This window comes from Plantactinospora sp. B6F1 (assembly GCF_040120695.1).
GTDB lineage: Bacteria > Actinomycetota > Actinomycetes > Mycobacteriales > Micromonosporaceae > Plantactinospora.
The window spans coordinates 64587-89572 of sequence record NZ_JBEEAC010000019.1 but is presented as its reverse complement, the minus strand read 5'-3'; the positions used below and the strand labels follow the sequence as shown (position 1 = coordinate 89572).

The 24986-nt window shown below is 72.8% G+C and carries 19 protein-coding genes and 1 pseudogene; 13 read left to right on the top strand and 7 right to left on the bottom strand.

Features of this window, described 5'->3' with window-relative positions:
* Positions 1-10: 10 nt before the first annotated feature.
* Positions 11-460, top strand: coding sequence for an SgcJ/EcaC family oxidoreductase (locus ABNF97_RS22865; RefSeq protein WP_130464539.1), 450 nt, complete (start codon positions 11-13; stop codon positions 458-460).
* Entirely contained in the window at positions 457-1257 is an 801-nt protein-coding gene (locus tag ABNF97_RS22860) for a TIGR03084 family metal-binding protein (protein WP_349339738.1), read from the top strand. The genes ABNF97_RS22865 and ABNF97_RS22860 overlap by 4 nt, the downstream gene beginning before the upstream one ends.
* Here ABNF97_RS22860 and ABNF97_RS34275 read toward each other — a convergent pair.
* The 5 genes and pseudogenes from ABNF97_RS34275 to ABNF97_RS22830 form a co-directional block, all read right to left on the bottom strand.
* Positions 1233-1946, bottom strand: coding sequence for a MerR family transcriptional regulator (locus tag ABNF97_RS34275; RefSeq protein WP_502930541.1), 714 nt, complete (start codon positions 1944-1946; stop codon positions 1233-1235). The genes ABNF97_RS22860 and ABNF97_RS34275 overlap by 25 nt on opposite strands.
* A gap of 214 nt (positions 1947-2160) precedes the next feature.
* Positions 2161-2901, bottom strand: a pseudogene (locus ABNF97_RS22845) (helix-turn-helix domain-containing protein); the annotation flags it as partial.
* A 358-nt stretch (positions 2902-3259) separates the two neighbouring features.
* On the bottom strand, positions 3260-4351 hold the full coding sequence (locus tag ABNF97_RS22840) for a carboxymuconolactone decarboxylase family protein (RefSeq protein WP_349339737.1): 1092 nt from the start codon (positions 4349-4351) through the stop codon (positions 3260-3262).
* Between the two features lie 14 nt (positions 4352-4365).
* Entirely contained in the window at positions 4366-6006 is a 1641-nt protein-coding gene (locus ABNF97_RS22835; protein WP_349339736.1) for a GMC family oxidoreductase N-terminal domain-containing protein, read from the bottom strand.
* Positions 6003-6572: a DUF5987 family protein gene (locus ABNF97_RS22830; RefSeq protein WP_349339771.1), complete on the bottom strand. Its 570-nt coding sequence runs from the start codon at positions 6570-6572 to the stop codon at positions 6003-6005. The genes ABNF97_RS22835 and ABNF97_RS22830 overlap by 4 nt, the downstream gene beginning before the upstream one ends.
* Before the next feature lie 293 nt (positions 6573-6865).
* Here ABNF97_RS22830 and ABNF97_RS22825 point away from each other — a divergent pair, with 293 nt between their 5' ends.
* Positions 6866-7858, top strand: coding sequence for a DUF1702 family protein (locus ABNF97_RS22825; RefSeq protein ID WP_349339735.1), 993 nt, complete (start codon positions 6866-6868; stop codon positions 7856-7858).
* 106 nt (positions 7859-7964) lie between these two features.
* On the opposite strand, the gene ABNF97_RS22820 is transcribed toward ABNF97_RS22825, so the two are convergent.
* Entirely contained in the window at positions 7965-8495 is a 531-nt protein-coding gene (locus ABNF97_RS22820; protein ID WP_349339734.1) for a copper resistance CopC family protein, read from the bottom strand.
* Between the two features lie 6 nt (positions 8496-8501).
* Positions 8502-9089, bottom strand: coding sequence for a hypothetical protein (locus ABNF97_RS22815; protein WP_165436841.1), 588 nt, complete (start codon positions 9087-9089; stop codon positions 8502-8504).
* A 183-nt stretch (positions 9090-9272) separates the two neighbouring features.
* On the opposite strand from ABNF97_RS22815, the gene ABNF97_RS22810 reads away from it, so the two are divergent.
* The 10 genes from ABNF97_RS22810 to ABNF97_RS22765 all read left to right on the top strand — a co-directional run bounded on the left by ABNF97_RS22810 (position 9273) and on the right by ABNF97_RS22765 (position 24950).
* Positions 9273-10268, top strand: coding sequence for a hypothetical protein (locus tag ABNF97_RS22810; protein WP_349339733.1), 996 nt, complete (start codon positions 9273-9275; stop codon positions 10266-10268).
* Positions 10269-10317: 49 nt separating this feature from the next.
* On the top strand, positions 10318-11382 hold the full coding sequence (locus ABNF97_RS22805) for a carboxymuconolactone decarboxylase family protein (protein WP_349339732.1): 1065 nt from the start codon (positions 10318-10320) through the stop codon (positions 11380-11382).
* 188 nt (positions 11383-11570) lie between these two features.
* Entirely contained in the window at positions 11571-12545 is a 975-nt protein-coding gene (locus ABNF97_RS22800; RefSeq protein ID WP_349339731.1) for a DUF1702 family protein, read from the top strand.
* 3 nt (positions 12546-12548) lie between these two features.
* Complete coding sequence (locus ABNF97_RS22795; RefSeq protein WP_349339730.1) at positions 12549-14660, top strand: CRTAC1 family protein; 2112 nt, start codon at positions 12549-12551, stop codon at positions 14658-14660.
* 6 nt (positions 14661-14666) lie between these two features.
* Positions 14667-15683, top strand: a complete 1017-nt coding sequence (locus tag ABNF97_RS22790; RefSeq protein WP_349339729.1) for an enediyne biosynthesis protein — start codon at positions 14667-14669, stop codon at positions 15681-15683.
* Positions 15680-21451: an SDR family NAD(P)-dependent oxidoreductase gene (locus ABNF97_RS22785; RefSeq protein ID WP_349339728.1), complete on the top strand. Its 5772-nt coding sequence runs from the start codon at positions 15680-15682 to the stop codon at positions 21449-21451. The genes ABNF97_RS22790 and ABNF97_RS22785 overlap by 4 nt, the downstream gene beginning before the upstream one ends.
* Positions 21451-21897 carry a thioesterase family protein gene (locus ABNF97_RS22780; RefSeq protein WP_130464528.1) on the top strand — a complete coding sequence of 149 codons (447 nt, stop codon included), beginning with the start codon at positions 21451-21453 and terminating at the stop codon, positions 21895-21897. Before ABNF97_RS22785 ends, ABNF97_RS22780 begins: the two co-directional genes overlap by 1 nt.
* Entirely contained in the window at positions 21894-22460 is a 567-nt protein-coding gene (locus ABNF97_RS22775) for a flavin reductase family protein (RefSeq protein WP_349339727.1), read from the top strand. The genes ABNF97_RS22780 and ABNF97_RS22775 overlap by 4 nt, the downstream gene beginning before the upstream one ends.
* Positions 22451-23806: a cytochrome P450 gene (locus tag ABNF97_RS22770; RefSeq protein ID WP_349339726.1), complete on the top strand. Its 1356-nt coding sequence runs from the start codon at positions 22451-22453 to the stop codon at positions 23804-23806. The genes ABNF97_RS22775 and ABNF97_RS22770 overlap by 10 nt, the downstream gene beginning before the upstream one ends.
* A gap of 79 nt (positions 23807-23885) precedes the next feature.
* Complete coding sequence (locus ABNF97_RS22765) at positions 23886-24950, top strand: NAD-dependent epimerase/dehydratase family protein (RefSeq protein ID WP_349339725.1); 1065 nt, start codon at positions 23886-23888, stop codon at positions 24948-24950.
* Positions 24951-24986 lie beyond the last annotated feature (36 nt).

The following is a 24986-nucleotide window of genomic DNA, read 5'->3' as shown; positions in this document are numbered from 1 at the left end:
GAGGCGAGGCATGACGATCACCGGACCGGCGACAGCTGTCACCGACGCCGATCGGGCCGCGATAGCGGCGGTCCCGGCGCGGATGGTGGAAACCTGGGCGAAGCACGATCCCGACGGATTCGCCGAGCTTTTCACCGAGGACGGCACACTCATTCTTCCGGGAGTCCATCGCAGGGGACGCGACCAGATCCGTGCGTTCATGGCCGCGGAATTCGCCGGCGCCTACCGGGGTACCCGGGTGACCGGCCAGCCCGTCGACGTCATCCCGCTCGCGCCCGGCGCGGTCGCGCTGACGACCGTGGGCGGGGTACTGGCTCCGGGCGAGTCGGAACTCTCCGCCGAGGCGGCCATCCGGGCCTCCTGGATCCTGGTGAAGCGCGCTGACGCGTGGCTGCTGGCGATCTACCACAACTGCCCGCGCGATCCCGCCGCACCCGGGGGAGAGGTGGCAGCGGCATGAACGCCTCGGGTGTGGTCCGGGACCTGGTCGCCGAGGGCGACGAGGTCGACGGCCTGGTACGCGGGCTGGACACGGCACAGTGGCGACTGCCCACCCCGGCACCCGGTTGGACGGTCGCCCACCAGATCGCCCACCTGGCCGCGACCTTCCGGATGGCGGCGTTGGCGGTGGCGGATCCGGACCGGTTCACCGCGATGACCGCCCGGCTCGGTGCCGACTTCGACGCGAACGTGGCGCACGCGTTGGCCGAGTTCCTGGCCGAACCGCCGGACGTGCTGCTGACCCGCTGGCGGGCCGAACGCGCTCGGGCGGAGCAGGCCCTCGCGGCCGTGCCGCCGGACCGCGTCGTGCCCTGGCTGGTGCGCCCGCTCCCCGCCGCCGTGCTCGCCTCGGCCGGCCTGATGGAGCTGTTCGGGCACGGTCAGGACATCGCCGACGCGCTCGGGGTACGCCGTGAGCACACCGACCGGATCGGTCACCTGGTCGCCTTCGCGGTGCGTACCTGGGACTTCGGCTACCAGGCGCGTGGCCTGACCACCCCGGACGTCGAGTTCCGCTTCGAGTTGACCGCGCCGTCCGGCGCCGTGTGGACGTTCGGGCCGGCCGGGGGCGACAACCGGATCAGCGGTCCGGCGGTCGACTTCTGCCTGCTGGTGACCCGGCGCCGGCACCGCGACGACCTGGACCTCACGGCGACGGGCGCGGAGGCCGACCGGTGGCTCGACATCGCGCAGGCCTACCGGGGGCCGGCCGGTGCCGGGCGTCGCCCCGGTCAGTTCGCGACTCGGGTGGGGTGACCGACGGCCTCCGTTTCCCCGGTCGCGGGCACACCTTCTGAAGCCGCCCGGCTCGCCCTGGCCGGCGGCGCCGCGTCGAACCGCTGGGCCACGAAGTGCTCCTGCGCCATCCGACGTACCGTCGCCAGCGCGGCGTCGAGCAGAACCATCCGTACCACGGCAGCGGCCCGGTCGATGCCGGCTGCGCTCGACGGGAGCAGGTCGAGCTCCTGGACGACGAGCCGCTCGGCCGCGGCCGCGTACGGTCGGAAGAAGTCGATGTCGCACTCGCAGCCGAGCTGGCGCAGTGTCAGCACCACGTGCGCCAGCCTGCCGGCCACCTCCGGGTCGACGCACCAGCCCAGCCGCTGGATGAACCCGTCCACGTCGGAACGTACGCCGGGCATGCCGCCGGGGTCGTCGATCGTCGGCCGCTCGGGGAAACGCGCCCGGTTGACGACCTCGTACAGGTCCGGGACCGACAGCCTTCCGTCATCGATGGCTGCGAGCAGCTCGCCGACGGTGGATAGATCGAGCTGTCCGATGTTCGTGAAGGCCCTGATGAGACGGATCAGGTGCAGGTGTCTCTCGTCGTATTCGGCCTGGTTCCGCTGCGTCGGTACGCCTTTGGGAAGCAGCCCCCGGCGTAGGTAGAATTTGATCGTGGCAACGGGAACCCCGGTCCGCCGGCTGAGATCGGATATGCGCATCTAGCTCCCCGCAAGCGTTGCTTGTGGCTACAGAGGTGCCGCGCCGCACCTGGTTCAGCTCGCCAAGATTATCAGCGACGTCAATACGCCCCTTTGTGTCGTTTCTTATGGTGTTGCCTGACATGAGAATGCTCACCGGGGCGGTGTCCACGGCCGCGCGGGCCGGCACGGCACGGGGCGAATCGGGTTCCGTGGCCCTGGCCAGCGCCGTGTTCCGGGCGTCGAGCAGGGCGAGCAGCACGGGCGGGTCCAGTGTGCCCGCCGGCTTGAGTACCAGGTCGGCCTGGATGAACGTCTCCCGCCCGATCGTCAGCGGACCGTTGGTGGCGACCGAGACCGAACCGTCGGCACCGTCCGGCTCGCCGATCGCCGCGCGCGGATCGCCGGTCACCTCCTGCGCCAGCAGGTACCAGGTGCCGGAGGGGACGCTGTCGAACCGGTACCGGCCCAGTCCGGACAGGATCGCGCACCGTACCGGCCGCCCCTGCGGAATTCGATCGGGAAAGAGCCCGACGAAGATGAGGCTGTCCTCTTCGGTCTGGGCCGGCCAGACGCGCCCGGAGACCCGGCCGGACGAGCGGCCGTCCGGGCAGAGGCGCGGGTCCACCGGAATGTGCGGTGCGAATCCGGAGCGCTTGCGGTACGCCGTCGGCGACATTCCCACGCTCCTGCTGAAGCGGGTACTGAATGTGCCGACGCTGTTGTACCCCACGCGGACACTGATGTCTGCTACATTTAGCGACGTCGACACCAGGAGATGTTTGGCCCGTTGCAATCGCAGTGCCGAGAGAAAGCGACCAGGAGAGACTCCGGTCGCGCGCTGGAATATCCGGGTAAAGTGAAACTTGCTGAACATGGCAGCACGGGCGATGTCATCCACCGTGAGCTGCTCTCCGAGGTTTTCGCGCATTGCCGCGATAGCGCGACCCACGGCCTGTTCGATCGGATCGTCCACTCCTGCTCCTCCCGAGGAATCGAATGGTAGGCCTTGATTCGGATACCAAAACGTGTCGGTAGTGGTCGAACCAGCGGAGAGGGTAGCGAGCAGGGCCCTGCCGGCGTTGGCCGCCCGGCAGCACGAGTCGAATGGTAGATAACAGAAGGTTTTCGAAGCTCCAGGCCCCCGGTGCTTCAGTCCTCTTGTCCCCGTCGATGTGTTCCGCCACGTCGAGGTTAACTTAGGCGGACCCTTCCCAGCAACACTGAGATTTGCAGTTGTCGATCCGCTGAGCAATCGTGAAGTTAAAATCGGATAGCGGTGCGCACTACTTCACCGGGGTAGCCGCCCCGTCATCGTCCGGAAACGTCCCACGTCAAATGTGTCGCCGCCCCGTGCGCGGTGCCGAGTCAGCCCGCCACAACCGCGTACCGATCGCCCGCGCCGCAGCGAAGCTGGCCCAGGACGTCAGCCGGACCAGCCCCGCCTCGTCGAGCACGGTCCCGACCTCGTCGATCAGTTCGTCGGTCACCCGGTAGGGGGCGAACGCGGTGAGCAGGCCCAGCCGCGCGGCCGGCCGGTCCCGCGCCGGTACCGCCGCGGTCGCCTCCGCCAGCCAGGCCGGCCCGCGCAGCCCCGGCCCGACGCCGGCCCGGCCGGCCAGGGCGGTCAGCACCAGCCCTCGTACCTCGGCGGTCACGGCGCGTCCGCCGCCCTCCTCGACGGCGGCGGCGGCCCGGGCGAAGGCCGCCGCGACCGGCGGCCGACCGGCGGCCCAGGACAGCTCGGGCGGCAGCGGCGCGTCCGGCAGCAGATCCAGCGAGGTGCCCGGCGCGGGGCGTCGCCGCGCCAGGCTCCCCATGACGAACCTGGCTCCCCGCCGCACCGCCGCCAGCGCCGGCGCCGGCACCGGCGGCAGCGGCGACTCGGTGAGGAACAGGGTGACCATCCGGTTGAGGTAGTGGAAGGTCACCACCACCCCGATGATCTCCGGCGCCTGGTCGGCCGGGAACGGAACCGCTCGCCCACCGGCCTCCGGCAACCCGCTCAGCCGGGCCCAGCGGGCCAACTCCCGCACCCGAGGGTCGCCGACGGCGTCGAACCGGTCGGCGGCGATCGCGGCGGCCTCCGCACCGGACGACAGGCCGGCCAGCGCCGCCCCGTGCACCTCGACGCAGTACGGGCACCGGTTGCCGACCGACACCGCCGCCGCCACCGCCTCCTTGACCGAGCGGTCGACCACCCCGCCGGCCAGCAGCGACTCCCGCAGCATCAGCCAGCTCGCCGCCAGCGCCTCCGGTGCGGGGGCGTGCAGGGCGACCGGTGGTGCCACCATGCCGAAGTCGGCCTCCATCTGCCGGTACACCCGGGCCACCAGCCCGGTCTCGGCCCCGGGCACGACCGGGGTGACGTGCCGGACGTGCGCCGCGGACGCCCGGCGGGCGACCCGTGCGAACAGCGATCCCACCACGCACCCCCGGCTCAGGCCGGCTGGGCCGTCGGGACCCGGGCGGCCGCACCGGCACCGGGTCCGGGAGCGCCGTACCGCACGGCGACGCCCCGCTCCTGGGCGGCGCGGACCATCCCGGGCATGGCCCGCTCCGCCAGCGCCGCGATGGTGAGCGCCGGATTGACCGTCAACGCCCCCGGCACCGCCGAGCCGTCGGTGACGAAGATGCCGGGATGCCCGCGCAGCTCGTGCCGGTCGTCGAGCGCCGAGGTCGCCGGGTCGTCCCCGATCCGGCAGGACGCCAGCGGATGCACCGTGTAGGCCCCGACCAGGTCGTTGGTCCACGGCGCCACCCGGGCCAGGCCGTCGCGCTCCAGGATCTCCTTCACCTCGGCGTCCGCGAGCGACCAGCCGCGCCAGGTGTTGGGGGTGGGCCGGTACCGCAGCGGCCCGTCGCCCAACATCTGCATCGAGAGCCGGTGCGCGTTGCCGGTCTCCGGTGGTGGCCCGAAGACGCCCTCGTTGTCGTCCTCGGACATCGTGAAGACGGTCAGCCACGACTGCCAGCGCCGCAGCATCTCCTTCTTCTGCACACCGAACCAGGACGGACCGGTGGCGCCGGGCACCTGGGCCAGGATCGTGCCGAGCCCGGGCGGGAAGTACAACTGCTCCAGCGAGAAGCGCTCGTACTCCGGCAGCCGGCCGTCCAGCCGGTCCCAACTCGCCACGGTCGGCCCGCGCCCGATCTGGTACGCCGCGTACGCCTGCCCGCCCGGACGCGACAGTCCCAGTACCTCGCGTACCCGGTCCTCGTCGAAGACCGCGGTGTTGAGCCGCTCGCCGTTGCCGGAGAAGTACCGCCCCACCGCGTGCGGCATCGGGCCGAGGGCGGCCGCCGAACGCTGCAGGATCACCGGCGTCGCGCCCGCACCCGCGGCGAGGACGACGAGCTTGGCGTCGATCGCGTCGCTCTCGTGCAGGATCCGGTAGTCCTCGGCATCGACGACCCGGTAGTGCACCCGGTAGCCGCCGTCGTCGTTCCTGGTCAGCCGCTGCACCTCGTGCAGCGGCCGGATCTCGGCGCCGTGCGCGAGCGCGCCGGGCAGGTAGTTGAGCAACAGCGACCGCTTGGCGTCGAACCGGCAGCCGGCCATCATCCAGTTGCAGTTGACGCACTCGTCCACGTCCACCGCGGACGGCGGCGGGTTGGCGGTGCGGCCGGCGTGCGCGCAGGCCGCCGCGAAGAGACCGCCCGCGTACGGCACCCGGTCCCAGGACTGCTGGGTCACCGGCAGCGCCTCGACAACCCGGTCGTACCAGGGGTCGAGGCTGTCCCGGCCGATGCTGGCCGGCCACATCCGGCGGCCGATGCTGCCCTGCCGCTCGAAGACGAACCGGGGCGCCCGGGGCATCGTGGCGAAGTAGACCACGCTGCCGCCGCCGACGCAGTTGCCGCCGAGCACGCTCATCCCGTCACCGACGACGAAGTCGAAGACGCGGGTGTACGACGAACCCAGTTTGTAGTCGTGGTCGAATTCCTCGGCCCGAAGCCATGGTCCGCGTTCCAGGACCACGACGCGGGCCCCGCCAGCGGCGAGATGGTAGGCGGCGATCGCGCCGCCGAACCCGCTGCCGACCACGACGATATCTGTCGACTCCGTGGCTGTTGTCATGTCGGATCACCTGCCGCCGTCGTCTGTGGGTGGATCGGGGCCAGGGCCCGTCCGTACGAGTACTGCGGGAAGCGGGAAAGGCCGTCGGCATCCGGCCGGAAATAGCCGATTCCCAACAGGCCCGGATGCCCTGCCGCGAGCGCCTCCGTCGTGCTGATGTGTGCGGCGCTGTCAAATGCCATGTTGCTGAATAGTGCGAGAGCCACCCACATCTGTTTCTCCGGGTGTTCGGGTGCGGTGAGTTCACGCACCAGCGCCGTACGGTGCTCGAACGAGAGCGCGACAAAGGCGGGTACGTCGTCGTCGAGCGTGAGGCCGTGCGTCGCGGCGTACCCGACTGCGTGGTCGTTCAGCGTGTAGTACAGCGAATCCAACGCCTCGGCCAACCCGCCGCCGGGCTGTTCGAGCAGTTCGAGGGCGCCCGCCGCGACCGCGCCCCCGGTCGGGTCGGCGCCCGCGACGGCCCGGTCGTCGGGTGACCGCTTCGCTCCCGGGACGATGGTGTCGGCGAATGCCTCTATGGTGGCGGTACGGGCCGGCCCCGCGTCCTGTCCGTCGGGCTGCACGGCATTTCCTCCTCTCGTGACGGATCCCGTCGGAGGCGTCCTGCTCGGAATGACCCGATCGACCGGGCCGGTAATGGTTCCGGAGAAGGTGCGCACGGAAGTGGCGTAATCCGATCCGTCAGACGACGATTCTTCCGATGCGGAGGCTGGAAATCATCTTCTGAGTTGCGCTGGATCGAGTGCGGCGGAAACCGGTCCCCCGGGGGCCGGAAGCGCACGACAGGAGACGGATTTTCGTGTCGGGCGCGGCACCATGAGACGGGATGTCCCACGTTTCGGATTGGGAGCGCGCTATGCCGATGCTCGGTTCGCTGCGCCGTTTGGCGTTGACACCGTCCTTCGCCGAGGTGACCTTCGCGGCGCGCGGCTTTCCGGTCCGGGCCACCGAGGCGACCCGCCGGCTGGAGGCCGTTCCCCAGGCGGTGCTCTGCGGCTTCGAGTGGGCGATCGAGGTGCGGACCGCGTGGGAGGTCGAGCGCCGGCTGGAGTTGGTGGAGCCGGAGCTGCGGGGGTTCGCCTACGAGGGGGCCGCGATGGCCTACACGGTGCGGGACGCGATGGCGGGCGGGCGGGGTGGGCGGGCGCGGGACCTGCTGCGCGGACCGGGCCGGCCGCACACCTTCCTCACGTACATCGGGATCGGTTTCGCGATGGCCCGGCTGCCACGGATCCTCTGGCGCAACGTGCTGCCCGACCTGACCGGGGTGCCGTACTACCCGACCATGAGCTGGTTGGCCGTCGACGGGTACGGCTTCGACCGCGCCTACTTCGAGACCGACCGCTGGGTCACCGGGCAGCGCCGCCCCGCGCCGTACCCCTGGCAGGGCCGGGCCGACTACTTTCCCCGCGCCGTCGACCAGGGCATCGGCCGCGCCCTCTGGTTCATCCACGGTGGAGTGTCGCCGGACGTGGCGGCGGCGGTGGGCCGCTTCGCCACCGAGCGTCAGCCCGACCTGTGGAGTGGGGTCGGCCTCGCGGCCACCTTCGCGGGCGGCAGCGACGCGGCCGGCCTCACGGTGCTGCGCGGGGCGGCCGGTGACCTGCTCCCGCACCTGGCCCAGGGCGCGGTGTTCGCGGCCAAGGCCCGGGACTTCGCCGGCCTGGTGCCCGCGCACACCGAGCTGGCCACCGGCGTCCTCGCCGGGATGACCGTCCCGGCCGCGGCGACGCTCGCCGACGACGTGGCGGCGGACGGGTTCGGTCCCGGCCCCGAACCCGCCTACGAGGTCTGGCGCCAGCGGGTCGAGGCACGGGTGGCGTCCCGACTCCCCGGCACATCGGGGTAGCCGTCCCGACCGCCGGGCACACCGGGGTAGCCGTCCCGACTGCCGGGCACACCGGGGTAGCCGTCCCGACCGCCGGGCCCGTCGGGGTGTGCGGGACGACTCCCGGTCACGGCGGGAGCGGGCGGCGCAGCCAGAGCAGCGCCAGTACGCCGAGCGCGACGAGCCCGTCGACCACGAGCAGGAACGCGCTCACCGGATCGACGCCGTGCGGATGGTCCCCGGTGGGTACGGCGGCACGCAGCCGCGCGGGTGGCTCCCCGGTACCGACGCTGAAGCGCAGGACGCCGGCGGCGGCACCGCCGTCGGCGAACGCGACGTGATAGGCGACGACCACGTCACCGGGCGCCTGGACGGCGATCGGCTGCCAGACCGCCCGACCGCGGACGGCCGCCAGCGGGCCGGTGGTCAGGGTGCCGCCGCTGTGGTCCAGCACGGAGACGTGCGAGCCCGCCGCGACGGGCGGGCGGGAGAAGGTCAGCCGTACGCCGGGTGGCCCGGTGGCGAGCACCGCCTGGTCCGGCGGATCGCTCGACACGAGGTTGCCCCGGGCGCTGGCGGTGCCCGGCGTCGCCAGCAGGATGCCGGCGGCGACACCGAGCAGGGCCAGCGTCATCGGTACGGCGGCGCGGGAGCGCATGACCGGTCAGGCCGCCGACGTCGCGGGCCGGCCGGCCCGGGAGCGCGTGACGCAGTTGCACGTGTAGCCGGCCAACTCGGCCCGGTTCGGACGCAGGTGCAGGTACATCGCGATCACCATCGGGAGGAAGACCACGGAGTTGTAGAAGAGGTGCAGCTCGACCCGGGCGAGGAAGAGCTGGGCGACGCTCGTCGGCTGCGCCGCACCGAAGAAGTTGACGCCGGCCTGCACCTGGACGAGCAGCAGCAGGTGCTCGACGTGGTGCCAGAACTGGATGACCAGCGCCACCGTCCACCACGTCCGCGCCCGGCCGACGAAGCCGGGGCGGAGCAGGAAGAGGCCGACCAGCATGAGGATCGCGTAGCCGTAGTGCAGCCACTCGGAGGTGACCAACCAGGGGTAATACCATCCGAGTACCCCGCGGGCCTCCGGCCGCGCCATGCCGAGCACCCAGATCTGGTACGCCTGCACCAGGTGTTCGGCCCAGTGTGCGACGACGACGAACAGGTACAGGTGCAACGCCGCCCTGTGCTGGCCACCGTTCAACCGGGCGATCGGACCAGATGGCGGGGTGAGCGCCGAACCGCTGACCATGGGTGTCTCCCTCCCGCGGTGAACTACCGGTCCCGGCCGACCGTAGTCGTGGCGGGTCGCGGGTTCGTTCTTCCAGGTTGCTCACTGCCCGCCGACTGCTGCGCATCCTGGGAGAACACCGCCGCGGCCGGCCGTCGCATGCTTTCGGGTACGGGAAGGTCGGCTTACCGCAGGGGAGGCACGATGGCACGCCGGACGAGTGTCGAGATCGGACCGACGGAGGCGACGGCCGCCCCGTCGAAATCGGCGCCACGCGCCACGTCCCTGCTGGTCAACGGGCACTTCCCGCGACGGCGGTGGTGGGTGCTCGGGCTGAGCGTGCTGGGTGGCTTCCTGCTCACCGTCGTCTGGTCCGCGGAGTTCGTCGACCGCACGATCGGAGACAGCGTGGCGGACACGCTGCTCGGGCACGACGCAAAGGGGACCCCGATCGCCGGGATCGGTGCCGGGGTGGCCTTCGCCTTCGTCTCCGGACTCGCGGGCACCTTCACGGCCTGCAACATCGCCGCGTTCGGCGCGATGGCCCCGGTGCTGGGTACCGGCGGGCGCTGGAGCCGGCTGCGGCACATGTTCGGGCCGCTGGGGTGGCTGTCGGTCGGGATGATCGCGGTCTCCGCCAGCTACGGCGCGGTGGTCGGGCTGGTCGGCACCGCGATGCCGCAGTTCTCGACGGCGGCGAACACCGCCGGCGGTCTCTCCGCGCGCAGCGTCCAGTCGCTGGTGGTGTTCGGCCTGATCGGGCTCGCCATGACCTACCTGGGGCTCGCCGCCCTCGGCATCGTGCCCGACCCGTTCGCCCGGGTCTCCCGACGGTTCCCGAACGCGCCGATGGTCGTCCTCGGCGCGCTGATCGGCGGGTTCCTCGTCGGCCGCCCCTTCGCACTGTTTCGGCAGATGTTCCGGGACGCGGCGGAGAGCGGCAACCCGCTCTACGGCGCGTTGGCGTTCACGTTGCAGTCGCTCGGCAACATCCTGGTGATCGCGGTGCTCCTCGGCACCGTGACGCTGGTCAGCGGCCCGCGCCTGCGGCGGTGGCTGGCCGCCAGGCCGAGCCGGGTCGCGACCATCACGGCGGTCGCGCTCCTGGTGGCCGGCGTCTTCACGTTCCTCTACTGGGACGTCCGGCTGCTGGCCCGCCGCGAGATCATCCCCTGGTACCCGACCGCGCCGTGGTCGTAGCGGCCCGCTCATGAGCCGGACGCCAGGTCGTCGAGGCGCAGGAGGAGAAATGGTTGCCGGTCGGGTCATCTCGTCGGTGGTGCAGCGGCAGGTGAAGTACGTCCGGACCGTCCCACCCGGCAGGGCCGACGGGCTGGTCGCCGCGGTCTACCGGCAGGTCGCGGAGGAGCTGCGGCTGGTGGTGCCACCGGTCCTGCTGCACTCACCCGCCCCGGAGACCCTGGCCGGGTACTGGATGCTGATGCGGGAGTCGCTGCTGGCCGGCGGCGCGGTCGACCGGCTCGGGAAGGAGGCGGTCGCGGCGGCCGTCTCGGTGGCCAACATCTGCCCGTACTGCGTCGACATGCACAGTATCGGCATCTACGACCTCGCCACCGAGCACGACGCGGAGGCGGTCGCGGGCGACCGGGTGGACGAGATCGCCGATCCCCGGATCCGGGACCTCGCGGTCTGGGCCCGGACCGCGCACCAGCCGGACGAGGCGTCGCCACGACCGCCGCTCTCGCCGGCCGAACGGGCCGAGCTGGTGGGTGTGGTCGTCGGCTTCCACTACCTCGGCCGGATGGTCAACGTCTTCCTGGCGAACTTCCTCCTCCCGCCGAGGCTGGGTCCCCGGGCCCGCCGCCGGGTCAAGCACGGGATCAGCCTGATGCTCAGTCCGTCCCTGCGGGAGGTACTCCCGGCGGGCCGCTCGCTCGGGCTGCTGCCCGCGGCACCGCTACCGGCGGACGCCGGCTGGGCGGCCGGGCAGCCGGAGATCGCGGAGGCGGTGGCCCGGTCCTTCGCCGCCTTCGAACGCGCCGGACAGCGGGCCCTGTCGCCGGCGGTGCGGCACCTCGTGCTCGACCGGCTCGCCGGCTGGCGGGGTGAGGAGGCGGGCCTGAGTCGCCAGTGGTGCGAGCGGCTCGTCGCCGACCTTCCGGTGCCGGACCGGCCGGCCGGCCGGCTGGCCCTGCTGACCGCGTTCGCTTCGCACCAGGTGGACGAGGACACCGTGCGGGAGTTCCGGCTGGCCGAGCCGCGGGACGCCGCGCTGGTCGAGGCGGCGGCGTGGGCGAGCTACGCGGCCGCGCGCCGGATCGGCGCACTCCACGTGGCCGACCGCGTTTCCTGATTCGTCCGTCAATTAATTCCTAGGTGCCGGCATTACTTGCCGGGGCTGTTTTGTGGTGTGCCTACCGCAATCACGAAAGCATCTTCGAAGAAGACCGCAGCAATGCGGAAGAAGACGCGGTCCGGATTGCTCTGCGAAGCTGGGCGCAAACCACCGACCAACGGCCATCCAATGCCTTGGGGGGAGAGTTGACTAGTGTTTGGCGAGGGCTGCGGCGGCGCATTCTGACCCCGAGTACCTCAGCGACCAGACTGGACGTACGCGGCTTCCACGAGAAGGATGCGGCCTCCAAGGAATTGCTGGAGAAGATTGGTAGCACCTTTCTGACCGGCTTCGCGCATGCCGCGCAGGCGCGTACCGCCGACGAGGCGGAATCGGAACTCGAACGGATCCCGGTGCGCTTTCGCGGATTCGCTTACGAGGGTGCCGCGATGGGGTTCGCCATTCGTGACGCGCTTCCGTTGAGTCGTGGCGGCAATATCCCCCGGTTCCTCGCCGGAGCGGGCGGGGCGCACGTCTACATGGCCTACGTGGGCATCGGTTGGGCGATGGCGCGGCTGCCCCGGGCCCGCTGGTCCCGGATCGCACCGACGGATCCGGTCCTGCGCTGGCTCGCGCTCGACGGGTACGGCTTCCACCAGGCGTACTTCCACACCGGGCGGTACGTGCACCAGCGGTACCGGCCCGAGCGGTTCCCCTGGCCGGTGGAGGGTCCACGGTGGTACGCGGACCGGGTGCTGGACCAGGGCGTCGGCCGGGCGCTCTGGTTCGTCTGCGGCACCGCCCCGGCGCTCGTGGTCAGGACGATCGAGACGTTCCCCCGGCACCGGTGGCCGGACCTGTACTCCGGAGCCGGCCTGGCGGCCACCTACGCGGGCGGGGCGGACGAGTCCGAGCTGAGGAGCCTGTGGGACGCGGCCGGGGACTGTCGGCCCCAGTTGGCCCAGGGCGCGGCGTTCGCCGCCGCCGCCCGGCTGCGCGCCGGCCTGGTCGTGCCGCACAACGAGGTCGCCACCCGCGTCTTCTGCGGCATGTCCACCGCCGAGGCGGCGCGGTGCAGCGACGGGAACCGCCCGGAGGGCCCCGTTCGCGGCGACGTGCCCGGCTACGAGGTGTGGCGCCGGCGCGTCGCCCACGAGTTCGTCTCTATCGGAAGGTGCTAGCACATGGCTCAGAAAGCTGGCTGGCTGCGCAGGCAGCTGCCCGGAATCGTCGCGCTGGCCCTGATGGCCACGTTCTTCCAGGCGGCCCGGCTACCCACCGCCTCCTCCGCCGAACTCGACGGCCTGGCGAGCCGGTTCGAGTTCACGCCGTACTCGGTGGCGATGCCGGGCGGCTTCCCGCAGCAGACGATCCGCCGGGTGAACAAGGACTACCGGCACATCGACGCCTGGATCTCCTCGGTCGGCGCCGGTGTCGCGATGAACGACCTCGACGGTGACGGGTTCGCCAACGACCTGTGCATCACCGACCCGCGCATCGACCAGGTGGTGGTGACCCCGGTGCCGGGGGCACGGGCGGACCGGTACCCGCCGTTCGCGGTGGACCTGACGGCGTTGCCGACGCACCGGGCGTCGGCCCCGATGGGCTGCGTCCCCGGCGACTTCAACGAGGACGGCCGGATGGACCTGCTCGTCTACCTGTGGGGACGTACCCCCGTCCTCTACCTGGCGCGGGCCGGGGCCACCTCCCTCGGCGCGGCCTCCTACCGGGCCGTCGAGCTGGTGCCCGGGACGAGCGGCGCGGAGTACAACGGTCCGCTGTGGAACTCCAACACGGCCGCGGTCGACGACTTCGACGGCGACGGCCACCTCGACATCTACCTCGGCAACTACTTCCCGCACGGCCCGGTGCTGGACGACACCAAGGCCGGCGGGGTGGCGATGAACCGGTCGATGTCGCACGCGTTCAACGGCGGCGAGGACTACCTGTTCCGGTGGACCGGGGCCACCTCGGGGGCGCAGCCCACCGCGACCTACGAGATGGTCCCGGACGCCCTGCCGACCGATGTCTCCAAGGGCTGGGCGCTCGCCTCGGGCGGCAACGACTTCGACGGCGACGGACTGCCGGAGCTCTACCTGGCGCACGACTTCGGCCCGGACCGCCTGCTCTACAACCAGTCCACACCGGGGAGGTTCAGGTTCTCGGTCGTCAAGGCCGCGCGGCAGGCGTTCGTGCCCAACTCGAAGCGGGTGGGTGCGGACTCCTTCAAGGGCATGGGCGTCGACTTCGGCGACATCGACGGCGACGGCCTGTACGACATGTTCGTCAGCAACATCACCACCACGTTCGGGCTGGAGGAGAGCCACTTCGCGTTCGTGAACACCGCGAAGAACGCCGACGACCTGCGCGCGCGGTTCGGCGACGGCCGGGCGCCCTTCGAGGATCGCAGCGCGCCGCTCGGACTCGCCTGGTCGGGCTGGGGCTGGGACGTGAAGCTGGCCGACTTCGACAACAGCGGCGAGTTGCAGGTGGCCCAGACCACCGGGTTCCTCAAGGGCGAGGTCAACCGCTGGCCCCAGCTCCAGGAGCTGGCCATGACGAACGACGGCCTGCTGGAGCACCCGGAGTTCTGGCCGAGGCTGGAGGCGGGCGACGACATCGGGGGCGCCCAGCGCCTGCACTTCTTCGTCCGGAACCGGGACGGGCGCTACACCGACGTGGCCGGGCAGCTCGGGCTCGCGATTCCGGTGCCGACCCGGGGGATCGCGACCGGTGACGCCGACGGCGACGGCCGGCTCGACTTCGCGGTCGCCCGGCAGTGGGACGCGCCGGTCTTCTACCACAACCAGAGCCCGTCCCCGGGCGCCTTCCTGGGCCTGCGGCTGCGCCACCCGGCCGCGTCGGCCGACGCCGACACCCCGCCGGCTCCGGGCAGCGGTACCGACGCGGCGTCGCCAACCCCGGACGGTACGGACGCGGCACCGCCGGCCCCGGACGGTACCGACGCGGCACCGCCGGCTGCGGCGGGCGCGGAGACGTCGCCCGTCCCGGGTGCGGCGCAGCCCGCCCCCGGACCCGGGTCCCCGGTGGTGGGGGCGCAGGTGACGGTCACCACCGAGGACGGGCGGACCCTGCTCGGCCGGGTGGACGGCGGCAGCGGGCACTCCGGCAAGCGCAGCCACGAGGTGCACATCGGGCTGGGCCGCGACGTCAGCGGGCCCGTGCAGGTGCACCTGCGGTGGCGGGACCGCGCCGGGCAGCTGCACCAACAGGATCTTCGACTGGAGCCGGGCTGGCACGCGCTCGAGCTCGGTACGCACGCGCGGGAGAGGTAGACGGAGATGGCCGAGAAGACCAAGAATCCACCCCGGCACGACCCAAAGGTGATCAAGGCACTGCGCAACTTCGCCATCTCGATCACGGTGTTCAACATCCTCGGCTACACGCTCTTCGGCTTCGAGCAGGCCTGGACCTGGCCGTTCATCGCGATCCTCACCGGATACACCGTGGAGATCTTCCTGGAGGTCATCGGCGCACGGTCGGAAGGGCGGTCCCCGCGGTTCCTCGGTGGCGGGGTACGCGGCATGGTCGAGTTCCTCTACCCGGCGCACATCACCAGCCTCGCGCTCAACATGCTGATCTACGTCAACGACCGGGTGCTGCCGATGATGTTCGGCATCGCCGTCGCGATCGGCGCCAAGTGGGTGCTGCGGGCGCCGGTACGGGGTCGGCTGCGGCACTACATGAACCCGTCGAACTTCGGGATCGCGGTGATCCTGCTGCTCTTCCCCTGGGCGAGCGTCGCGCCGCCGTACCACTTCACCGAGCACGTCGGCGGTCCGGTGGACTGGATCATCCCGGCCGTCATCATCCTCGGCGGGACGATGATCAACGGCATGCTCACCGGCCGGATGTGGCTGATCATGGGCTGGCTCGGCGCGTTCGCCCTCCAGGCGGTCTTCCGGGGGATCGTCCTGGACACCTCGATCACGGCCGCCCTGGCGATGATGACCGGCGTCGCGTTCGTACTCTTCACCAACTACATGGTGACCGACCCCGGCACCAGCCCGTCCCGCCCGGCCTCCCAGGTCGCGTTCGGGGCCGGCGTGGCGGTCGTCTACGGCATCGTCACCGGCGCCGGCATCGCGTACGGGATCTTCTTCGCCACCGCGATCGTCTGCCTGATCCGGGGCGGCTTCCTCTGGTCGATCCACTTCGTCAACCAGGCCCGCGAGCAGCGTGAGGCCGCGGCCACCGCCGCGGCGGCGGCCGCGGTCTCCCCCGTCCTGGTCGCCTCCCCGAACGGCCGGGACCGGGCCGACGAGGAGCCCGCCGGCAAGGAGGTGGTGACCGCATGACCAGGATCGCCGTCGTCGGCATGGCGTGCCAGTACCCGGACGCCACCTCGCCCAAGGAGCTGTGGGAGAACGCCCTGGCCGGCCGGCGCGCGTTCCGGCGCCTGCCCGACCAGCGGATGCGGCTGGAGGACTACTGGGACGCCGACCCCACCACACCGGACCGGTTCTACGCCCGGATGGCGGCGGTCATCGAGGGGTACCGGTTCGACCGGATCGCCTACAAGATCGCCGGCAGCACCTACCGCTCCACCGACCTGACCCACTGGCTGGCGTTGGACACCGCCGCCCGGGCGCTCGCCGACGCGGGCTTCCCGATGGCCGAGGGGCTGCCGCGCGAGCGTACCGGCGTGGTCGTCGGCAACACCTTGACCGGCGAGTTCTCCCGGGCCAACCAGCTACGGCTGCGCTGGCCGTACGTCCGCCGGATGGTCGCCGCCGCGCTGAAGGACCAGGACTGGGACGACGACCAGCTCTCCACCTTCCTGGACGACTTCGAGGAGACCTTCAAGAGCCCGTTCCCGGCGATCGACGAGGACAGTCTGGCCGGCGGGCTCTCCAACACCATCGCCGGGCGGATCTGCAACCACTTCGACCTCAAGGGCGGCGGGTACACCGTCGACGGCGCCTGCTCCTCCTCGCTGCTGTCGGTGGCCACCGCCTGCAAGACACTCGTCGACGGTGAGGTCGACGTCGCGGTCGCCGGCGGGGTGGACCTCTCGATCGACCCGTTCGAGATCGTCGGGTTCGCCAAGACCGGCGCCCTGGCCCGGCACGAGATGCGGATCTACGACCGCAGGTCCAACGGCTTCTGGCCGGGCGAGGGCTGCGGCATGGTCGTGCTGATGCGCGAGCGGGAGGCGCGGCGGGCCGGGCACCGGGTCTACGCCACCATCGCCGGCTGGGGCATCTCCTCGGACGGCAAGGGCGGCATCACCCGGCCCGAGGTGAGCGGCTATCAACTCGCGCTGCGTCGCGCGTACGAGCGGGCCGGCTTCGGCATCGAGACCGTCGGCCTGTTCGAGGGGCACGGAACCGGCACCGCGGTGGGGGACGCGACCGAACTCAGGGCGCTCTCCCTGGCCCGGCGCGCGGCGGACTCCGCGGCGCCGCCGGCCGCGATCAGCTCGATCAAGGGGATGATCGGGCACACCAAGGCGGCGGCCGGGGTGGCCGGCCTGATCAAGGCGGCGATGGCGGTGCACCACCAGGTGCTCCCGCCGGCCGTCGGCTGCGTCGAACCGCACGAACTGCTGGACGAGGAGACGGCGGCGCTGCGGGTACTGCGCCAGGCCGAGCCGTGGCCGACCGGTACCGCCGTGCGGGCCGGTGTCACGGCCATGGGGTTCGGCGGGATCAACACGCACATCGTGCTCGACCAGACCGACCGGGCCCGCCGGGTGCCCTTCGACACCCGCACCCGCGCGCTGGCCGCCTCGGTGCAGGACGTGGAACTGCTCGTCGTCGACGGGGTCACCCCGGCGGAACTGCGTACCCGGTTGGAGATGGTGCTCGACTTCGTGCCGGCCCTGTCGTACGCCCAGCTCGCCGACCTGGCCGCCACCCTGCACCGGGAGCTGCGCGGCGGGCCGTACCGGGCGGCCGTGGTGGTCTCCTCGCCGGACGACGCGCAGCGGCGGCTGCGCGGCCTCCGCGAGGCGCTGGACGCCGGCGAGACCACGCTCTTCACCGCGGACGGGCGGGGCTTCCTCGGCCACGCCAGCGGGCCGGGCCGGATCGCGTTCCTCTTCCCGGGCCAGGGATCCGGCCGGGGCACCAGCGGCGGTGCGCTGCGCCGCCGCTTCGCCGAGGTGGCCGAGGTGTACGCCTCGGCGGCGCTGCCCGGCAGCGGCGACATGGTGGCGACCGCGGTCGCCCAGCCGAGGATCGTCACCGGATCGGCGGCGGGCCTGCGCGCGCTGTCGATGCTCGGGGTCGAGGCCGCCGCCGCCGTCGGGCACAGTCTCGGCGAGATCTCGGCGCTGCACTGGGCCGGCGCGCTCGACGAGGAGACCCTGCTGCGGATCGCCTCGGTCCGGGGCCGGACGATGGCCGAGCACAGCGCCTCCGGCAGCATGCTCGGGGTCAACGAGTCCCCGGAGGTGGTGGAGCCGCTGCTGACCGGGCTACCGGTGGTGGTCGCCGCCTACAACGGACCACAGCAGACGGTGGTCGCCGGCACCGTCGCGGCGCTCGACGACGTCGGCCGCCGGGCCGACGCCGCCGGGATCGGCTGGCGCCGCCTACCGGTGTCGCACGCGTTCCACTCGCCGCTCGTCGCGCCCGCCGCCGAAGCCTTCGCGGGCCGGCTGACCGGGGAGCGGATCGGACCGGTCGGGCGGAGGATCGTCTCGACGGTCACCGGCGAGCCGCTGGCGGCCGAGACCGACGTCCCGGCGCTGCTGCGCCGCCAGATCACCGATCCGGTGCTCTTCACCCAGGCGGTGACCCTGGTGGCGAAGGACATCGACCTGTTCGTGGAGGTCGGCCCGGGCCGGGTGCTCAGCGGGCTGGCGGCGGCGGCCACCGACGTGCCGGCCGTACCGCTGGACACCGACGACGAGTCGCTCGCCGGGCTGCTGGCCGTGGTCGGGGCCGCGTACGTCGTCGGCGCGGCCCCGGTGCACGCCGGGCTCTTCCACGGCCGTCTCGTCCGCCCGCTCCAGGTCGGCGCCGAGTTCACCTTCTTCGAGAGTCCCTGCGAGGCGGCCCCGCCGCTGCGGCTGCGCAGCGCCGTACGCCGGAACGCGCCGGTCGAGGCTCCCGCCGCACCGGACCCGACGGAGCATCCCGGCGAGTCGATAGTGGACACCCTCCGCCGGCTGGCGGCGGAGCGCGCGGAGCTGCCGCTGGAACTGGTCCGTGAGGAGAGCCGGCTCCTCGACGACCTGCACCTCAGCTCGATCACCGTCGGGCAGCTGGTCAACCAGGTGGCCCAGCAGGTCGCCGTCGCCGCCCCGCAGGGGCCGACGAACTTCGCCACCGCGACCGTACGCGAACTGGCCGACGCGCTCGCGGAGCTGGCCGAGAACGCGCCGGCCGGCGCCGCCGGGCCGCCCGCCGTCGTCGCCGGGGCCGCGTCCTGGTCCCGGGCGTTCCGGGTCGACCTCGACGAGACCGGGCCGCCCCCGCGCGGCGAGCCCGAGGCCAGCGGCCGGTGGCGGGTGTACGCGCCCGCCGACAGCCCGCTCGCCGAGCCGCTGCGGCACGCCCTGGAACGCGCCGGCCTCGGCGCCGGCACCCTGGTCTGCCTGCCGCCCGACTGCACCGAGCAGCACCTCGAACTGGCCCTGCTCGGCGCCAAGGCGGCCGCCGCCGGCACCACCGGTGACCGGTTCGTGCTGGTGCAACACGGCCGGGGCGCGGCCGGGCTGGCGAAGACGCTCCGGCTGGAGGCGCCGCACGTGCGTACCACGATCGCGCACGTGCCGCCGACGCCGGCCGCCGTCGACCACGTCGTGGCCGAGGTACGCGGCACGACCCGGTTCGCCGAGGCGTACTACGACGCCGCCGGGGTGCGGCGGGTACCGACGCTGCGCCCGATGCCGGTCCGCCCGACCCGGGTCGTCCCGCCGCTCGACGACGGGGACGTGCTGCTGGTCACCGGCGGCGGCAAGGGCATCACCGCGGAGTGCGCGCTGGCGCTGGCCACCGACACCGGGGCGAGGATGGCGGTACTCGGCCGCTCCGACCCGGCCGACGACCCGGAACTGGAGGCGAACCTGAGCCGGATGGCGGCGGCCGGGGTACGGCTGCACTACGCCCGCGCCGACGTGACCGACCCGACCCAGGTGCGGCGGGCCGTCGCCGAGGTGACCGCCGCGCTCGGACCGGTCACCGCCGTCCTGCACGGCGCCGGCCGCAACGAACCGGCGGCCCTGGCCAGCCTCGACGCCGACGCGTTCCGCCGCACCTTCGCGCCGAAGGTCGACGGCCTGCGCGCGCTGCTCGACGCGGTCGACCCCGACCGGCTGCGGCTGCTGGTCAGCTTCGGCAGCATCATCGGCCGGGCCGGGCTGCGCGGCGAGGCGCACTACGCCACCGCCAACGAGTGGCTCGCCGACCTCACCGCCGAGGTCGCCGCCCGGCACCCCGGCTGCCGCGCGCTCTGCCTGGAGTGGTCGGTCTGGTCCGGCGTCGGGATGGGAGAGCGGCTCTCCGTGCTGGAGGGCCTGTACCGGGACGGCATCACCCCGATCACCCCCGACGACGGCGTACGCCTGCTGCGGCGGCTGCTCGCCGACCCGGACGCGCCGACCTGCGTGGTGGTCAGCGGCCGCACCGACGGGATCGACACGGTACGCCGGGACGTCCCCGAGCTGCCGCTGCTGCGCTTCGTCGACCGTCCACTCGTCCGCTACCACGGCGTCGAGCTGGTCTGCGAGGTGGAGCTGAACCCCGGCACCGACCGCTACCTCGGCGACCACCTTCTCGACGGCAACCTTCTCTTCCCGGCGGTCTTCGGGATGGAGGCCATGGTGCAGGCCGCGGTCGCGGTCACCGGGCGGGACACCGTGCCGGTGCTGGAGGAGGTCGAGTTCCCGCGCCCGATCGTGGTACCGCCGGACGGCAGCACCACGATCCGGGTCGCCGCGACCGTGGTCGACGACGACACCGTGGCGGTGGCGATCCGCAGCGCGGAGACCGACTTCGTCGTCGACCACTTCCTGGCCCGGCTGCGCTTCACCGACGCCGCCGTCCCCGACGGCCCGCCGGAGCGGGCGGGTGCCGGGCTGCCGCCGGTGCCGCTGGAGCCGGCCCGGGACCTCTACGGCGACACGCTGTTCCAGGGCGAGCGGTTCCACCGGCTACGGCGGTACCACCGGGCCGCCGCCCGGCACGTCGACGCCGACCTGGCCGTCGAGGCGACCGTCGACTGGATCGCGCCGTTCCTCCCCGGCGCGCGGCTGCTCGCCGACCCCGGGATGCGGGACGCGCTGATGCACGGCAACCAGGTCTGCGTGCCGCACGCCACGCTGCTGCCGGCCGGCGTCGAGCGGGTACACCCGGCCGGCCGGGCGCTGGACGACCTCGACGAGGTGCGTTTCTGCGCCACCGAACGCGGCCGCGACGGCGACACGTACGTCTACGACATCGCCGTGCGTACCCCGGACGGTGCGGTCGTGGAGCGGTGGGACGGGCTGCGGCTGCGCGCCGTACGGAAGAGGGACGGCCGGGGCCCGTGGGTGGCACCGCTGCTCGGCCCGTACCTGGAACGGGCGCTGGAGGAGGTCGTCGGCGCCCGGATCGGGGTCGCGGTGGAGCCGGTGCCGGCGGACCGGACGGCCCGGGACCGCCGGCACACCGCGGTGGCCGCCGGCCGGGCGCTCGGCGCCCCGACGCGGCTCCGGTACCGCCCGGACGGCCGGCCCGAGGTCGACGGGGACCGGACCGTCTCGGTCTCGCACGGCGCGGGGGTGACGCTCTGCGTCGCCGCCACCGGAACGCTCGGCTGCGACGTCGAGCCGGTCGCCGAACGGGACCGGGCGGACTGGCGGGCGCTGCTCGGCCAGCACGCCGGGCTGGCCGAGCTGACCGCCACCGAACTGGGCGAGGACCCGGACACCGCCGCCACCCGGATCTGGACGGCGCTGGAGTGCCTGGCCAAGGCGGGCCTGCCGGCGCACGCCCCGCTCACCCTGGGCGCGGTACGCCGGGACGGCTGGCTGGTCCTCGCCTCCGGCACGCTGCGGATCGTCACGCTCGCGACCCGGCTGCACGGCGTCTCGGCGCCGGTGGTGGTCGCGGTACTCACCGACGGGTGGTCGTGATGACGGACAAGTACTACGAGTACCTGCACACCGTGGGGTTCGAGGAGACGAACCTGGTCGGGAACGTCTACTACGTCAACTACCTGCGCTGGCAGGGCCGGTGCCGGGAGATGTTCCTGAAGGAGCGGGCCCCGGACGTCCTGGCGGACCTCCAGGCCGACCTGAAGCTGTTCACCCTGAAGGTCGACTGCGAGTTCTTCGCCGAGATCACCGCCTTCGACGAACTCGCCGTCCGGATGCGGCTGGTGGACCTGGCGCACACCCAGCTCGAGTTCGGCTTCGACTACCTCCGGCTCGACCCGGGCGGCGGGCAGACCCTGGTCGCCCGGGGCCGGCAGCGGGTGGCCTGCATGCGGGGGCCGAACGGCGCCACCGCGCCGGCCCGGGTGCCGGAGGCGCTGGCCCGGGCGCTCGACGCGTACCTCCCGGCGGGGAGCCAGCCATGACCCTGGAGGCGCGCAGCACGGTCGACGCCCAGTCGTTGCGCCGGGCGTGTGGGGCGTTCGCCACCGGCGTCACGGTGGTGACCGTCGGCGGCGGGGTGCCACACGGGATGACGGCCAACTCGTTCGCCTCGGTGTCGCTGGAGCCGCCGCTGTTGCTGGTCTGCATCGACCGGAAGGCGATCATGCACGGCTGCCTCGACGGCACGACGTCGTTCGGGGTCTCCGTGCTCGCCGCCCGCCAGGAGGCCGTCGCCCGGTACTTCGCCGACCGGCGGCGGCCGCTCGGCGCCGCGCAGTTCGACTCCGTCGACTGGCGGCCCGGACCGGTGACCGGGGCGCCGCTGATCTCCGGCGCGCTGGCGCACTTCGAGTGCGACGTCTGGCGCAGCTACGACGGCGGCGACCACACCATCTTCCTCGGCACCGTGCTCTCGGCCGCACAGCTCCCGGTCGCAGAGCCGGACGGCGCCGACCCGCTGGTCTTCCTGCGCGGCCGCTTCGACCGGACCGGCCCGGCCGCCCGCACCAACGACGTGAGCGAGGTGACCACGACGTGTCCCTGACCGCCCCCGTCCAGGTCCCGCCGGGTCCACCGGCCCGCTCCGCGCCCCGCCTGCTGTGGAAACTGGTCCGGGACCGGCTCGGGCTGATGTCCTCGGCCGCCGAGGCGTACGGCGACGCCGTCCGGATCGCCATGGGCCCCAAGGTGCTCTACTTCTTCAACCACCCCGACCACGCCAAGTACGTGCTGGCGGACAACCCCGGCAACTACCACAAGGGACTCGGCCTGGCCCAGGCCCGGCGAGCCCTCGGCGACGGGCTGCTGACCAGCGAGGGCGAGCTGTGGCGCAAGCAGCGCACGGTGATCCAGCCGGTCTTCCAGCACCGCCGGATCGCCCGGCAGGCCGGGGTGATCGCCGAGGAGGCGGCGGAGCTGATGTTGCGGCTCCGGGCCCGCCAGGGCGGCGAACCCGTCGACGTGGTGCGCGAGATGACCGGGCTGACCCTCGGCGTACTCGGCCGGACCCTGCTCGACGCCGACCTGGGCGGCTTCGGAACGCTCGGGCAGGCCTTCGAGGCGATGCAGGACCAGGCGATGTTCGAGATGGTGTCGATGAGCGCCGTCCCGATGTGGGTGCCGTTGCCGCACCAGCTCCGGTTCCGGCGGGCCCGCGCCGAGCTGCAACGGATCGTCGACGACCTGGTCCGGGACCGGACCCGGGATCCGTCCGGCGACGACGCGCTCTCCCGGCTGATCACGTCCACGTCGGAGGAACGCGACCCGGCCGTCGGCCGGCGGCGGATGCGCGACGAACTGGTCACGCTGCTGCTCGCCGGCCACGAGACCACCGCCAGCACGCTCGGCTGGACCTTCCACCTGCTCGACCGGCACCCCCAGGTGCGGGAACGGGTGCGCGCCGAGGCCCGCCGGGTGCTCGGGGACCGGCTGCCGGAGTACGAGGACCTGCGCGAACTCCGGTACACCACGATGGTCGTCGAAGAGGTGATGCGGCTCTACCCGCCGGTCTGGATGCTCTCCCGGCTCGCCCAACAGGCCGACGAGGTGGGCGGCTACCGGGTTCCGGCCGGCGCCGACGTGCTGATCTGCCCGTACACCCTGCACCGGCACCCGGGGTTCTGGGCCGACCCGGAGCGCTTCGACCCGGAGCGGTTCGACCCGGCCCGCGCCGGTGCGGGGCACCGGCCCCGGTACGCGTACATCCCGTTCGGGGCCGGGCCGCGGTTCTGCGTCGGCAACCATCTCGGGATGATGGAGGCGGTCTTCGTCGTCGCCATGGTCGCCCGTGACCTGCGGCTGAGTCTGGTACCGGGCCGCCGGGTGGTGGCCGAGCCGATGCTCTCGCTGCGCATCCGTGGCGGACTGCCGATGACCGTGCACGCCGGCTGAGGCGACGCTCTGCTGGATCGAGGATGTTCGACCTAGCGGCCGACCGGCCGGGACTGGACGATGCGACGTGCTGGTGTTGGTGACCGGGGGTACCGGCTTCCTGGGCTGCCATTCGGTGGCGGAGATCCTGCGCGCGGGTCACCGGGTGCGCCTGCTGGTCCGTGACCCGGCCCGGGTCGCCCCCGCGCTCGGGCCGCTCGGCGTCGGCCCTGGCAGCGGGAGCGTTCGCGGTCTCCGACACCACGGTGTCGAGCTCCGCCCCGGCGACGTGACCGACCCGGACGCGGTGGCCGGGGCCGTCCGGGGCTGCGACGCGGTACTGCACGCCGCCTCGGTGTACAGCTTCGACAGCCGGGCCGGTGCCGCCATGCGCGCGGTCAACGTCCGCGGCACCGAACTGGTGCTCGACGCCGCCCGCGCGGCCGGCGCCGACCCGATCGTGTACGTGTCGAGTTTCGCCGCCCTGCTCCCCACCGACCGGGAACCGCTGGGCACCGACTCCCCGGTCGGCGTGCCGCGCGAGACGTACCTGGCGACGAAGGCCCGCGCCGAGACGGTCGCCCGGCGGGCCCAGCGGGCCGGTGCCCCGGTGGTCATCACCTACCCGCTGGCCACCCTCGGCCCGCACGACCCGAAGCTCGGCGACCAGGCCGCCCGGGTCCGCAACGCCCTGCGCGGTCTCATGCCGATGTGGCCGTCGGGCGGTTTTCCGGTCGGCGACGTCCGGGACGTCGCCCGGCTGCACGCCGCCGTGCTCAGCCCGGGCCGTGGACCACGCCGGTTCCTCGCCCAGGGCCGGTACGTCGGCACCCGCGAATTCGTCCGGGTGCTGCGCCGGGTCACCGGCCGGACGCTGCCCGCCGTCCACCTCCCGGCCGCCGCCATGCTGCCGGTCGGCGCGCTGGCCAGCCTCGTCCAGCGGCTGGTGCCGGTGCACATCCCGGCGGAGTACGGCGCCATCTACACCTGCCTGGTCGGCCGCACCGTCGACACCAGCGCCACCGACCGGCTCCTCGGTCCGGCCGGCACCACCTTCGAGACCACCCTGCGCGACACGGTCCGCTGGCTGCACCGTGCCGGACACGTCTCGGACCGGCTCGCCGGCGCGGCGGCCGTACCGGACCTCTCGCCGCCGCACAACTGACATGCGGGGAGGGGCCCCGCACAGCATTTTCTGTAG